The organism is Streptomyces sp. NPDC018019, from assembly GCF_044327805.1.
In the GTDB taxonomy this organism is placed as follows: domain Bacteria; phylum Actinomycetota; class Actinomycetes; order Streptomycetales; family Streptomycetaceae; genus Streptomyces.
Genome location: NZ_JBIRGD010000050.1, coordinates 25,647 through 38,084 on the forward strand (window position 1 = coordinate 25,647; position 12,438 = coordinate 38,084).

At 69.2% G+C, this 12,438-nt stretch carries 15 protein-coding genes; 3 read left to right on the forward strand and 12 right to left on the reverse strand.

The window, feature by feature from the left end:
- The first annotated feature begins 178 nt into the window (after window positions 1-178).
- Complete coding sequence (locus ACH4FX_RS41430; protein WP_398486957.1) at window positions 179-898, forward strand: AraC family transcriptional regulator; 720 nt, start codon at window positions 179-181, stop codon at window positions 896-898.
- On the opposite strand, the gene ACH4FX_RS41435 is transcribed toward ACH4FX_RS41430, so the two are convergent.
- The 4 genes from ACH4FX_RS41435 to ACH4FX_RS41450 form a co-directional block, all read right to left on the reverse strand.
- A complete protein-coding gene (locus ACH4FX_RS41435; protein ID WP_398486936.1) occupies window positions 895-1,830 on the reverse strand; it encodes an IS630 family transposase in 936 nt (311 codons plus the stop codon). The genes ACH4FX_RS41430 and ACH4FX_RS41435 overlap by 4 nt on opposite strands.
- A 229-nt stretch (window positions 1,831-2,059) precedes the next feature.
- Window positions 2,060-2,611: a S1 RNA-binding domain-containing protein gene (locus ACH4FX_RS41440; protein WP_398486938.1), complete on the reverse strand. Its 552-nt coding sequence runs from the start codon at window positions 2,609-2,611 to the stop codon at window positions 2,060-2,062.
- Window positions 2,612-2,677: 66 nt separating this feature from the next.
- Complete coding sequence (locus ACH4FX_RS41445; protein WP_398486940.1) at window positions 2,678-3,019, reverse strand: hypothetical protein; 342 nt, start codon at window positions 3,017-3,019, stop codon at window positions 2,678-2,680.
- A 279-nt stretch (window positions 3,020-3,298) separates the two neighbouring features.
- Window positions 3,299-4,126 (reverse strand): DUF6461 domain-containing protein, encoded by an 828-nt coding sequence (locus ACH4FX_RS41450; protein WP_398486942.1) that lies wholly within the window; start codon window positions 4,124-4,126, stop codon window positions 3,299-3,301.
- Window positions 4,127-4,894: 768 nt separating this feature from the next.
- Between ACH4FX_RS41450 and ACH4FX_RS41455 the strand changes: the two genes are divergently transcribed.
- Window positions 4,895-5,110 (forward strand): hypothetical protein, encoded by a 216-nt coding sequence (locus tag ACH4FX_RS41455; protein WP_398486944.1) that lies wholly within the window; start codon window positions 4,895-4,897, stop codon window positions 5,108-5,110.
- Window positions 5,111-5,947: 837 nt separating this feature from the next.
- Here ACH4FX_RS41455 and ACH4FX_RS41460 read toward each other — a convergent pair.
- Window positions 5,948-6,736, reverse strand: coding sequence for an SMI1/KNR4 family protein (locus tag ACH4FX_RS41460; RefSeq protein WP_398486946.1), 789 nt, complete (start codon window positions 6,734-6,736; stop codon window positions 5,948-5,950).
- 446 nt (window positions 6,737-7,182) lie between these two features.
- Window positions 7,183-7,680 carry a hypothetical protein gene (locus tag ACH4FX_RS41465; protein ID WP_398486948.1) on the reverse strand — a complete coding sequence of 166 codons (498 nt, stop codon included), beginning with the start codon at window positions 7,678-7,680 and terminating at the stop codon, window positions 7,183-7,185.
- On the opposite strand from ACH4FX_RS41465, the gene ACH4FX_RS41470 reads away from it, so the two are divergent.
- Window positions 7,670-8,167, forward strand: coding sequence for a hypothetical protein (locus tag ACH4FX_RS41470; protein ID WP_398486949.1), 498 nt, complete (start codon window positions 7,670-7,672; stop codon window positions 8,165-8,167). The two genes, ACH4FX_RS41465 and ACH4FX_RS41470, sit on opposite strands and share 11 nt — an antisense overlap.
- A 262-nt stretch (window positions 8,168-8,429) precedes the next feature.
- On the opposite strand, the gene ACH4FX_RS41475 is transcribed toward ACH4FX_RS41470, so the two are convergent.
- The 6 genes from ACH4FX_RS41475 to ACH4FX_RS41500 form a co-directional block, all read right to left on the reverse strand.
- A complete protein-coding gene (locus ACH4FX_RS41475; protein WP_398486950.1) occupies window positions 8,430-8,864 on the reverse strand; it encodes a hypothetical protein in 435 nt (144 codons plus the stop codon).
- A 4-nt stretch (window positions 8,865-8,868) separates the two neighbouring features.
- Window positions 8,869-10,125, reverse strand: coding sequence for an amidase domain-containing protein (locus ACH4FX_RS41480; RefSeq protein ID WP_398486951.1), 1,257 nt, complete (start codon window positions 10,123-10,125; stop codon window positions 8,869-8,871).
- A gap of 7 nt (window positions 10,126-10,132) precedes the next feature.
- Window positions 10,133-10,456, reverse strand: coding sequence for a type VII secretion target (locus tag ACH4FX_RS41485; RefSeq protein ID WP_398486952.1), 324 nt, complete (start codon window positions 10,454-10,456; stop codon window positions 10,133-10,135).
- Window positions 10,457-10,611: 155 nt separating this feature from the next.
- Window positions 10,612-10,884: a hypothetical protein gene (locus tag ACH4FX_RS41490; protein WP_398486953.1), complete on the reverse strand. Its 273-nt coding sequence runs from the start codon at window positions 10,882-10,884 to the stop codon at window positions 10,612-10,614.
- A 41-nt stretch (window positions 10,885-10,925) separates the two neighbouring features.
- Window positions 10,926-11,417 (reverse strand): hypothetical protein, encoded by a 492-nt coding sequence (locus ACH4FX_RS41495; RefSeq protein WP_398486955.1) that lies wholly within the window; start codon window positions 11,415-11,417, stop codon window positions 10,926-10,928.
- Between the two features lie 475 nt (window positions 11,418-11,892).
- Window positions 11,893-12,438, reverse strand: a 546-nt coding sequence (locus ACH4FX_RS41500) for a hypothetical protein (RefSeq protein WP_398486956.1), incomplete at its 5' end; no start/stop codon positions are given.

Consider the following 12,438-nt stretch of genomic DNA (forward strand, 5'->3'; position numbering starts at 1 on the left):
GGATCTCGGCGCTTGCCGGACACCTGGGCCGCGGGTAGTAAGGTCAGGCTAAGCTGGCTGGCAGGCGGTGTGTGGCCAACCATGACCGTGAAACGGCCACGATCTCCACGGCGAGAGGGGACAGGTGGACGCTGGCCACTCATCGGATGCCACTGCCGGAAGACTCCCGTTGCTGGTCGTGGCACGGTCGCAAGTCGATCAGGGCACCCGGCTGGCCTACCACCGCCATCCCCACCACCTGATCGTGTGGGCGACGAGCGCGACCGTTACGGTGCGCACCGAGGCGCGGGACTGGCTCGTGCCGCCGACCCATGCACTCTGGCTGCCCTCCGGCACACCGCACGCCGTGGACGTGCTTCACCCCGGAGACTCCTGCACCGTAGCCGTCGACGCCGCTCACTGTCCGATCACCTGGGTCGAACCCATCGGCATCGTCATCACGCCCCTGGTACGGGAACTGATCGTGTACCTCGACCGCAATCCACGTCCCGACCCCACGCGAACTCGCGCCGAGTCACTCCTGCTCGACCTGCTCGAACCCACCGCCAGCACAATCGTTCACGTGCCACTGCCCACCGACCCACGCATCCGAGCCATCGCCGACAGGCTGATCGCGAACCCGGCCGATCAGCGCGACCTCGCCGCCTGGGGCCACGAAGTCGGCGCAGGCATGCGCACCCTCACCCGACTGTTTTCCAACGAAACCGGAATGACGTTCGCACGCTGGCGCACCCACGTCCGCATTCGCGCGGCCCTGACCCACCTCGCCCACGGGGCCTCCATCGGCGCTACCGCCCGTGCGGTCGGGTACCGCAAACCCGGCGCATTCAGCGAGGCGTTCTTCCGTATCACCGGCCAATCCCCAAGCAGGTGGAGTCCAGTGGCGGTTGGAAACTAAGCGGCTATCCAGACGTTGTGCCGGTAACTGGTCGGGAACCAGGGGCTGGTCCATGGGGCGGCGGTGGTCTGGAGCTGGCCGGGTGAGCGGGTCCGGAAGAAGGCGTGGATCTGTCGTCGGCGGCCCGGCCAGGAGACGGCGGTGTTGGCGATGAACGTCTTCAGGGCGGCCCAGATCCGCTCGGTCGGGTTGTCGTGCGGGCTGTAGCGGACGGCGAACCACAGGTGCAGTCCCGGGTGGGCGGCCACGAAGTCCCGCACTGCGCGGGCGTGGTGGATCTGGTCATTGTCCAAGAGCACCGCGGTCGCCGGGGCGTCGGGGAAAGCGGCAAGGAGCTGTTGCAGCAGGGCCAGGAGTCGGCCGCGCTGCGGCGGCCGAGCCGGTAGACCCAGGTGCCCGTCGTGACCTCCAGCGCGCCGAGCACGGTGACCTGTTGGTTCTTGCCCGGGGGGGAGGATCTGCGGCCGGCGGGCAGGGAGCGTCCAGCTCACTCGTGTGTGCGGCAATAGGTGCACGTGGGTCTCGTCGGCGGCCCAGACCCTGGCCCCGTACGGCAGGCACTGCAGCCCGCGAACCATCGCTTTCAGCACCGCGGCCCGCTTGGGGGCACCACGGGCGATCAGCTTCGGCCGCCGCCAGATCGCCACCTGCCGCACCCGTCGGTACAGCGTGCGGCGGCTCAGCTGCGGCCGTCCCAGACACCGAAAGAGTCGTGGCACCGCCCATGGGCCGACCTGCCTGAGCAGCGTCGCGATCCGGGCGGACAGCCGGCGCCCGCCCAGAGGCGGCCGCCCGCTGCGGGGCCGGTCGGCAAGGCCCTCCACCCCGAGCGCGTTGAACCGGCCGATCCAGCGGCGCACAGTGGCCGGGTCGTACTCCAGCACAGCGGCGATCTGCGCAGGTGACAGGCCATGCAGCGCCAGCAGGACCATCAGCGCCCGGCCCGCTACACGCCATGGCCCCCGCAACCTCCCGCGCTACACAACCAGTTCAGCAGCGGAGTCGTTGGCGAACACGGTAGGTGGGCGCACACTGACCACAACCTCGCCGGGTGGTCGGCCGATGCTGACACCTCGATCGAACGCCCGGCGAGGGCCATGTCAACACCCCCGTCCCCGAGGGCCGCCTCTCCCGTTACGCGCAAGACTTCTGGAAAGCCGCTTAGGCGACGCTATCGGCTGCCAGGACAACACGGGTCCGTTCCAGATCGACGGCGACTACCCGCACCGATATTGTCTGGCCCTCGCGGACACTCTTCGCCATGTCCGCGACCGGCTCGGTGAGCGGAACGAGCCCTTCGACGCAGTCGGCGATGCGCACGAAGAGGCCGATCGGCGCGATCTTCGTGACACGTCCGGTGACAGTCTGACCGACACGCTCCACGAACCGAGGGAGCAAGTCCTCGTGCTCCGCCCACTCACGGAGCACTATGCCCACCTGTTGATTGTGTTTGGCATGCCAGACCACCTCGCCGGTGACGAGCTGTCCTACGGGCGGCAGTTCCATGCACCTGGGCATCCAGTCGACTCTGGCCAGGCCAACAGCTTCGGGCTGGCCGTCAACGGAGAGAAAGACGCCGAAGGGCTGCCTACCGATGACCTCACGGGTGATCGAGGTACCGACAGGCAGAGAGCGAACCGTCGCAGGCCAGGCCGCGGCAGCACCGGCTGGTTGGCATCTGCCGTTCTCGGAAGGCCAGGAGTACTCGCTCATGCGCTGATCATGGCACGCAAGAGCTGCCTCTTGAACGAGGCGCCGGTCTGATCGGCCGAACAACTCTTAGTCGCCCACCAGGAGGAGATAGCTGCCGGGAGTAGCGGCGCAGTCCTTCAGGTATCCAGCGAGGCCGCGGACGGCAGCAATGTGTGAGGCGTCCGTGCAGCGGTCGAGGAGATCGGGTATTTCGCGGAGCGCGGCCTCGACCTCTTGCTCGTTGAAGGTGGTGTCGTTGTAGGGGTCGACCGTCCAGAGCTTCCCCGACGTGTTGGCGGGAAGCGTGGCGATGAGCTCAGCCAGCGCTTCACCATGCCCGTGGGACTGGCGGATCAGTGTCGGCTTGCGCTTCGAGCGCCGGCCGGGCCAGTGCGGGCGGCCGTTGTGCAGTTGCAGATCAATCCCCAAGAGCAGATTGTCTCGCAGCCGCATCCGGCGCCAGCGCGGACCTCCGCTCGGGTCAGTCGAACTCGCTCGACCCAGCGCACTGAGACCGTGACATTCTGGATCTCTCGCCGCTGCTGTACCGGGCGTGGCTGAGCACCGCTGACGGGTGCATAGCCACGCCCGCTTCCGTCGCGAGCCGGGTCCGGGCGCAGTGCCTCATCGGGACGTGCCGGCGTCCGGGATGCCGGGATATGCAGGGGCCGCCGTATCCGGCCCGGCATTGCCGGCCCAGGGGAAAACCTACTCCGCGGCGTGCCTCAGCACTCCGCTTGTATGGAAGGTGCCGAAGATCGGCGTCGAGGACATGCCGTCAAGGTGCTGCTGCCCGTGGACGGCATGGTCGTAGGAGCTGCGGAGACCGGCGGGGACCAGGCCCAGACGCTCATCCGGAACGGGGTGGCCCTGGGACTTGGCCCAGGCGCGGACGGCGTCGAAGTCCGGGGCGGGTGCCCCGTTGACTGCGTGAACGGGAAGCCGGTCGACGGTGAAGGCGGTCCGGGGCAGGGAGAGGCCGAAGCGGTCCTCAAAGACGGCGAGGACACGCCGCTCGCGATCGGCGGCGTCGTCACCCTCATCCTTACGAAGACCGGTGCCGTCGGCCGTGAGGATCCGGGCGGCGACGAGATCAGGCACCAGCAGATCCGGCTCCTGGCCCCAGCGGACCCACTCCTCGCGCAGCCCGAAGCCGCAGATGCTGCGGCCGTCGCGGGCATAGAACACGATGGTCGGCGGGTGGTCGGGATTGTGCGAGTAGTACACGGCCTCAACACCCTCGCGGGAGACTTTTTCAAGGCGCGACAGGCCTTCGCAGTCGCCGTACTCGATCGCGAACGCCCACCCGGCGTGTTCACCGACGCGCACCACCCCATCACCGCTCCCGCCCGGCCGGTATGCCTCCACATCCAGGTCCCGGACCTCCTCATCGGTCATCGGACCCGCCCCCGGGCCCTCGAGGGCTCCCAGGCGCGCCGCCAGTTCACGGGCGTCGATGCCGCGGGCGAACACCACACCGGTCATCGGGTCCATCCCGGTTTCTCCATCGATCAACCACTGCATTCCGTCGCCCACGGCACCGCTCCCCAATTCGCCTGCAGATCCCCTGCACCTTCGCCGCCACCCTAAAAGGCTGCACTGACACCCCGCCCCGCCGTCCGATCTGCTCTCTAGCGGCAGTCGTGCTCGCCTCGGCGCCGGTTGCCTCGATCCGGTATCGCCCGTCTCGGCCAACCCGTCGGCGGCCGCCGCGCGGTCCCGGCCGGTTGCCGGTGGTGGCTGCCAGAGTGGGCGGCAGGGAAATGAGGACCACATCGCTGCCCGACCGTGACACGCTCGCCCGGCTCCTTGCCGACGAGCTACGGGCGCCTGTGCGGTTCGCCTTGAGCAACCTCACGGACGCCCTGCACCGCCGCCTTCCCACCGCCCCGACACCGCTTCCGGCCGGTACGCCTGGTGGCAAACTCAAGTCTCCGTGGTCCCCACGCATGCGGGGGGTGGGGCCCTGGTCCGCGCTCGGACGGCCCCGGCGGGGCGGCATGTCGTGGTGGGCCCACGGTGGGCGGCGGTGATGGCGGCCAGGCCCCTGCGCCCGCAGCCGGACGGTCTCCTCGGCATCGGCGGCAGCCTCCAACGCATTCGCCTTCGGGCGAATCGGGAGGCGGCCAGCGTCCGCGGACTGCTCGCCACGGCCGCCCACGCCAGGTCGGACGATTGCAGCGGCACGGGGCTGAGCGGCACCGGCTTCGTACGCCGTGGAACGCGCCGCCGCGGGCACCGGTGCCACGGCTGCTGAGGCTCGGGCGGCGAGCCAGGCGGCAACTGGGCTCCGCACTGCCCCGCATGACGCTTGACGAGCGGGTCGAGGTCCTTACCCTCGTCGACCAGTCCACGCCCGGCGACCAGCCGCTTCTGTCTTCCCTGATCACCGCGGCATACCCGGACATGACCACGCTTTACCGCAAGGGCGCCAGCGCACTGGGTTTGGACCTACCCGCCGACGATGCCGACCTGCAGGACGTGCTCGAAGCAGGCATAGAACAGGTCCACCACCACTAGCGCCACCACTGACGCAGCCGACAGTCGCCCCCAGAAGGTCGACGAACGCGCACGCCTCTCCTGAGCAGTTGCCGCGCCACCGAGCTTTACGTCGGCACGGAAGTCAGCGAAGGCTAGAAGCGTTCCGCCGTCGGGAAAGGACAGCCCCGGTGCGGACAGCCGATGACGCACAGCGCCGAGCGACTGCTGCTGCTCGGTTCGAGCCCACCAGCGGTGCCCGAGCCCCCGAGTTCGCAGCCGGATGCCTGCCTCAAGCACATGGCCAGCGCCGACGGCAGCGTCTGGTTCCGGGCTCCCGCCGGCGGCGCAGCAGAGGGGCAGGCTTGTCTATGTGTCGTCCGCCGAGGATCCGAGGGACGAGCTGCGGAAGGCCCGCACGGCGCCCGGGTGCCATTGACCGCGCTCCGTCGGCAGCACTTCAGATGACCACCCCAGGGCCCGCGCCGTGCTGACAGCGTGCTCGGCTCCCACACCGCGGAAGAACCTGACGGGGAGTATGACGGACACCTCCCGCCGCTTCCCGGCTGAGGGATGGCTGGTGTAGAGCGCCTGGTTGTTCTCGGCTTTCCGCAGTCGGCTCGTCAGCCTGTCGTCCGCGTACGCTCGCCAGACTTCAGGGTTACGGGACCACTCGGCCTTCAGCCGGGCCCAGCTCAACAGTCCGCGGGCGGGATTGAACCAGCTCTTGGGCGGGTTCAACCCTGCCGACGCCAGCGCGACCACTACGCACAGCGCCAGCGACGCTGCGGCCCAGATGGGCAGATACACCCACTGCGCGACGAATTGGATGAGCAGGCCAGCCCTGCCTCGTCGTCGACTGTCACCTGTACCAGTCATTCAGAACGGCAGAGCCCACTCGTGATCGCTTACCGCCTCGGTCACCGCCGGCACGGCGGGCGGCCAGGCGCCCGGAATGGCTTCAACTGCACGTTGGACATCAGCCGTCGTCATGCCGGTCACGACCAGATCCCTCACCTCCGAGCCGGGCTCCAGACAGAGCACCAGGCCAGAGGCAGAGAACCAACGAACGGGCTGCCCCTTTGGCTCGAACCACGCCGGATACGGCGACAAAGCAACCGGAGCGAACTTCTCTTCCAGACAGGCAACCACCTCCGGCGTCGCCCGACAGATACGGCTCCGGCCCTCGATCCGACCGGCCATGACAGCTTCGCTCAGGACGATTTCCACACAGGCCAACGACAGGCGGTCGAGGAAGTGGAGTCGGCTGGAACCTGGCAGCCGATCACCAAACAGGGCGACCGGCGGGTCCTCACGGGAAAGGTCGGCCAGAGCCACTCCCCACCCGGCGCAGCCCTGGTTCTCGCTGCGGAACACCAGCAGTTCGCCGGAAGGGTCGAGCAGCAGCTCGTCCGGCTCCAGCAACGGATTTTGCTGGGCGACCAGGTCACGCCGTCGGCCGAACAAGGCATACGCCTCCCGGAGAGCCACCGGAAGACGGAAACCGAGACGATCCTCAGCCCGCTGAACATCAGCCGATGTGAACCCGTCAGTCGGCGACAATGGGGCGGACCAGGCAGCAGCAAAGCCGTGAACGAATGTCCACGCATCCGCCCGCGTCGGGCATCCGCCGGCCAGTGCCTCAGCCACGTTGAACCTGTCAGCCATGCCACTGACCCTACGCGACCGCCACCCTGTGCCGGACGGCACAGCGACCGTCACGAAATGCCCGCTACGACCAGAATTGCCGATCCCCATCGGGAACGAGTAGGCGGGGACGGCTGCTGGGGCAACGCCCCGTGCCGCGCCCGCTGCCGCAGCACGAAACCACCCAGCCTGCCCTGGTTTTGTGATCCAGCCTAGCCGCGCCCATGCCTGGCCCGGACGGTCGGTGGATCGACGGCGGTGCCCGTGAATGATGGGCTGCTCGCTCCTGGCGAGGCCGACCCAAGCATCACCGGCCAGGACAAGCGTCATGCCGAGCGCCACTGCGCCCGCTCGGGACCCGCACGGTTCGCCCGAACGCCGGAAAGGGTCGGTCACCCGGTCTGCCTCCACTTCTGTGTGACGGCGGCCAGCGGGCAGGACCTGCCCGGCGAGCACTGAAGCCCAGCTCACGAATGGTTGGCCCTACTGGGCATAACAGGGGCAGTAGGGGTGGTGCGGGCTGCCGCGGCGAGTTCGCGTACGCCCTCGACGCGAGGGTGCCGGGTGGCCAGGTCCTGGGCGATGGCGCGGATGGCCGGGCGGTCGCGGGCCTCGCCGGGGCTGACGCGGGCGGCGGCCAGGAGCTCGCGGGCGGCCTGGGCGGTGCGGTCCCCCTGCCACCAGGCGCGGGCCAGGTCGGTGTGCATGCGGGGGCGGCGTTCGGCGGTGGGGAACTGCCCGGGGTGCAGGTTCGTGCCGGCTTCCGGGGCGTCGCCGGCGTCGCCGAGGGCCCAGTGGACGCCGACGGCATACAGGTCGACGGCGGCCGGGGTGATGGGGAACAGCCGTCCTGCGGGCGGAACCTGGGGCAGGTTGCGGGCGGCCCGGCGGGCTTCGTCGGCCATGACCAGGGCCGTGGTGCGGTCGCCGGAGCGGGCAGCGGTGTAGGCGGAGGTGGCGAGCATCTGGGCGTATGCGGCGGCCTGCGCCTCGGTGCGCAGGCCGGTCGGTGGCGTGTGCCATCAGATGCCGGGCGGCCTCGCCGCGGTCCTGGTGGCGCAGCACGATGGCCGGTTCGCGGGCGGCGGCCGCGCCGGCCAGGGCGGAGCCGCAGGCGTGGGCGTAGGTGGTGGCGCGGTCGGCGGCCGGCCGTGCCGGGTCGTAGCGGTCGACCTTGACCAGGACGGCGGCGGCCAGGGCATAGGCGGCCGACAGGCGCGCGTGGTCGAGGTCGCGGCGGGAGCGGGCGGCGTGGTGGGCGTTGCCCAGCAGGCCGGGCAGGCCGGCAAGAAGGGGGCGGTAGGAGCCGTGGTCGTACAGGGCGCGGGCCAGCGCCTGGTTGAGAGGCTCGGCGTGGCCGGTGGGCGGCGGCGGGACGGCGAGGGCGTCGTCGACGGCCAGCAGCGCGGCCGCCGGGCCGGCGGCAGCGGTGGCGAGCAGGGTGCGACGTAACGCGGCGCGCTCGACGCGTCCCGGCTCCACGCGCTCGTGCGCGCCGCCGCCCGCGGCGCCGCGGCGCTGCGCATCGCCACCCGCGGTCCCCGCGACGGCGTCCTGGAGATGCTCGGGATCCTTCCCGCACCGCCCTGGGTCGTACCAAGCCGGGTCGGCAGCTTGCCGGTGCCCTGCAGGCCGCCCGCCCCGTCGAGGAGAGTGTCCTGGACGAGGCCGGCGGCTGTACCTGGTGCCTGGAGGCGACCCCGCCGCCGACCGGTCAGCCTTCGCACATGGGCTTGCCGAGGTTGGCTGCCGTTTCGGCGGCGTCCGCATGTGTCATGACGGTGACGGTTGCCGACAGGGCGATCATCAGGCTGGCGATGACGACACACATGGTGGAAAGGCCGCTATGCCGGGGTGCGGTCGGCCCCGATCCGCGGCGTCGTGCGCTGCGCAGGAGCACGATGTGCACGGTCACTGCCAGTACGGCGGCGGCCAGAGCACCGTAGGACAAGGCGAAATGGGTCCACGGAACGGCGATGTAGCGGCAGGCGGCGGACTGGTGGTGGACATGTTGTGTTGACACGATCAGCGTCGCGACGAAACAGGTGACGGCTGCGGCGGTCAGCAGCGGAACGGACAGAAACGCAGTACGCCGACACCTCGGCAGATATTGTGGCCGCTCTTGGGCATCGGAAGTGGTCTCGGCCACGGGATCAGTACCAATCCGGGTGCGGGCGGACGATGCGGACCTTCTGCTTGCCTTCGGCCTTTTCCGTGTTGGGGAGGCGGCCGTCGAGGCTGACGTTGCGGTACGGGTCGCTGTGCTGGGTGTACTTGATCTCGCCATCCGGCATGACGCCGGTGACGATGGCGGCGTGGTGGGTGTTGCCCTTCTCGATCTGGTCGTTGTCGCCGGCCTGCTCGTAGTAGATGATGTCGCCGGGACGGACCTGGTCGCGTGGCACCTCCTCACCCCCGTGGTCGAGCATGAAGTTCTGCTGGTTCTCGGCTCCGCCCCAGGACTTCGAGTAGTACATCGTCTTGTCCCACCAGTCGTTGCCGATACCGCTTTCATGGCCCCAGGTGTCGTCGCCGCGCGCCCCCGACCAGAAGTCGAGCTTCTTCTGCATGCCTGCGTGATCGAGAGCTTGGGAGACGAAGTTGGTGCAGTTGTTTCCGAAGTCGATCGGATCGTCCTGGTCCCAGTTCTGCAGCGCGTACTCGACCATCTTGACGCGGTCGAACTTGCCATCCGTGCCGCGCATCTCCTGCTTGACGCTCTCCGGCAGCCCTTCCAGCTTCGACAGGGCGACCGGGTCGGCCAGCATCAGCTCGTGACGCTGCTTGTCGCTCAGGCCGTTCCACCACATGCGCTGGGTCATCGGCCCGGCATCCCTGGGTATCTCGGCGCCGAGGATCTCCATCTCCGCCTGGGATGCCTTGTTCTGCACCTTGAGCGCTTCGTCGGGGTCGGCGACGTTCACCTTGTCCGTCAGCATGGCGAACTTCGCGGCGGCCGTGTTGTCGGCCTCGCCGACCTGATGCAGCACATGATCGCGCAGCGCGACGATGCGCTCGCGGGCGTGCAGCTTGTCCGGGTCCTCACCGGGCATCGGCGCGCCCTCGGGCAGGCCGTCCGGTCCGATGCGCAGATTGTGGCGCTGGGCGAGTTCGTTGATTTCGCGCGCCGAGCTCAGCGCGGTCTCCATGCTGTCGGCGACGGCCTCGCAGAGCATCTTGCCGCCGAGCAGGATGTCGTAGGCGGACTCCAGTTGATCGGCAAGCTTCTCAAGGTCTTTCGCGGCCTTCTGGCCCACCTCGTCGGTCCAGTTGTCGGCCAGCGGCTTGGTGCCATTGTCCCGGATGTCCTGGGCCGCGCGCAAAGCGTGCTTGGCCAGCGTCACCCACTCTTCGGCGGCCTTGTGCCACTTCTCGGGCCGGGCATTGATCACGGCCTCGTAGTTCACCACCGGCCGCTCACGCCTTTCCCAGGTCGTTCAGGCCGTGCCGCAGCCGCGAAGCCGCTTCCTCGTCCTGGGCGTCGTAGCTGCCGGCGCTGTCCTGCAGCCGCTCGCCCAGCTCCCCCATCTTCTTCGCCAGGCCCGTCATGTGCTCCTCCCACGTCAGCGCGCAGGAGTAGAGGCGCTCGGCACACTCCCAGCCCCAGACAGAGTCCGCCAAACCCGTCGCCTGGCTCTCCTCCAGGGAGTTGTTCAGCTTGCGGGCCACCTCGCGGGACAGCGCGCTCATATCGCTGCCCGTCGCCCGCACAGCATGGCTGTTGATGCTGATGTCGCCCATGCGTGGATCCCTAGCCCGTCGATCACTTACCGGATCATCGTACGGGAGTGCCAGGAGGCGGCTGGCCAGCCCGACACCGTGAGAAAGAGCCTGTGCCAGCCGGTTGTCGAGGACGTCAGGGCGAGATGATGTCGGGCGCCATCATCTGCAGAGCTTCACCGGCGAAGGTAGGCGTGGGAGTGTTCGGACAAATCTGGCGGGCCTTCGAACAGTGCGGGCCAGTCGGGTACGGACGGATCGCCTCCGAGCGCCGTGTCAGGGCCGACGACCTGCCCGGCGGCCCACTGGATGGCCAGAGCCTCCGGGGACTGGCCGGTGACCGCTGCCAGCTGACGCAGGTAGTCCGCGGTGGCGCCCGTGGCTGTGACGTGTGCGGTGATGCTCGGTCCGTCCTCGGGCGGCAGTTCCGGTGGCGGCTGGTCGCTCATCACGGCACCTCCTGTCGTCGTCGCTCCCCCAGTGTGCTACGTCAGCGGCGGGTGACGGCATAGCCCGCGTCGTTGACGGCGCGGGTCCACACGTCGCGGTCGAACCACTTGCTGATGTCGGGCTGCATCTCGGTGATGGTGCGCATCCGGGCCTGCCAGTCGTGCCCGGCCGGTCCGCGGCTGCCGTCGCACCCGGCACAGCCGTCCTCGCCGTGGATGTGGCCGGCCATCCACGCGTTGACCGCCACATTGACGATGACCGCATACAGGTCGCCGCCGGTCTGCGCCAGGGAGTCCGGGACACCGGCGAGGAGCAGCGCAAGTTCAGGATTGTCGATCGGCGGCATCGGGGCCTGGCCCACGCCTTTGTCGCTGCTGCTCTCCTCGAAGGCGTGCGCGCTGCGGGCGAGGCTGTCGGCGAGGGCGGCGTCGAAGTACCGCCAGGCGGAGCGCACCTGGATGCCCAGTTGTCCCGCCACGGTGTTGATGTCCTTCTCGATCGTGTTCTCAACCGTCGACGGTCCGACTGTCACCCCCCGGTGGGCCAGCTCCGCGAGGTCTGGGCAACAGCTTCCTTGAACGCCTTCGAATTCCGCACCACCGCATCGTAGGCGCGCCGGCATAACCGCTGGACGACTTCACCGGCATTGACCAGGAACGACACGGGGCGACCAGGCGGCCGAAGCAGCTCACCTGCCTGCCTGCCCGCCCCCGGACCGATGCCCCGCCCTACCCCAAGGCCGCGTCCCAGCGGGCTGCCGAAGCTCGCGGCGCCCCCGCCAACCGCCCCGTCTCCGGCATCAGAGGCGTGTGGCGTTGCGCTGCTGTTGACGGTTCATGTGTCGCCATGTGAGGCGAAGGCACCAGGTCATGCGACGGCTTCTTGCCTTGTAAAGAGCCGGGCTGCGCGGGGCGGGCGGCTACCGGCGCCGGACCGAAGCGGCGGGCACCTGGCGATGAAGGACGCCATGTGCGGGAACGCCCGCCTATGTGGCGACAGTCTGCGACTCAGCCGCCGAGGAGGGGCTCGGGGTAGCGTTTAAGGACCTGGGCGGAGTGCTCCTCGTCGGTGGGCCAGAGCACCACGTGGTAGCGGTCTTCGCCCTCCAGCCCATCCTCGGAGACGGTGCGCAGGCCGTGGGAGTAGATACGCACGGCGTAGGTCCCGGGGGCGAGGGAGATGCGGGGCAGTCCATCGACGAAGTCCTGCATGGAGATCAGCAGGCGTCCGGAGGGAAGGGTGAGGCCGGCCTCGGTGACGTGGTCGGCCTGCTGCCGTTCCGCGTCGTCAGCCGGCGGCGTGCGGCGCACATCGACGGTGACGGGAACGTCGAAGGGGCGGGCGGCGCCGATGCCGATGATGCCGGGAGCGGTGTTGATCCAGTTCGCCGCCAGTGTTGCGAACCAGACGGGTTCAGGTTCGCCCAGGCGCGCCTGGGCGTCCTGGATCAAAAGTGTCGAGTAGTCGGCGAAGGCTTCGAGTTCGTGGTGGGAGAGCAGGTCGGGGTCGCTCGGGGGCGGGGTGGGCGTCATGTGGAAGTCGGCTCCGTCGGG

Coding starts and splice junctions, on each gene's coding strand:
- ACH4FX_RS41435 (WP_398486936.1), bottom strand. CDS start 1,830: ATGGTCCTGCTGGCGCTGCATGGCCTGTCACCTGCGCAGATCGCCGCT.
- ACH4FX_RS41440 (WP_398486938.1), bottom strand. CDS start 2,611: ATGAGCGAGTACTCCTGGCCTTCCGAGAACGGCAGATGCCAACCAGCC.
- ACH4FX_RS41455 (WP_398486944.1), top strand. CDS start 4,895: ATGACGCTTGACGAGCGGGTCGAGGTCCTTACCCTCGTCGACCAGTCC.
- ACH4FX_RS41460 (WP_398486946.1), bottom strand. CDS start 6,736: ATGGCTGACAGGTTCAACGTGGCTGAGGCACTGGCCGGCGGATGCCCG.
- ACH4FX_RS41465 (WP_398486948.1), bottom strand. CDS start 7,680: ATGCTCGCCACCTCCGCCTACACCGCTGCCCGCTCCGGCGACCGCACC.
- ACH4FX_RS41485 (WP_398486952.1), bottom strand. CDS start 10,456: ATGGGCGACATCAGCATCAACAGCCATGCTGTGCGGGCGACGGGCAGC.
- ACH4FX_RS41490 (WP_398486953.1), bottom strand. CDS start 10,884: ATGAGCGACCAGCCGCCACCGGAACTGCCGCCCGAGGACGGACCGAGC.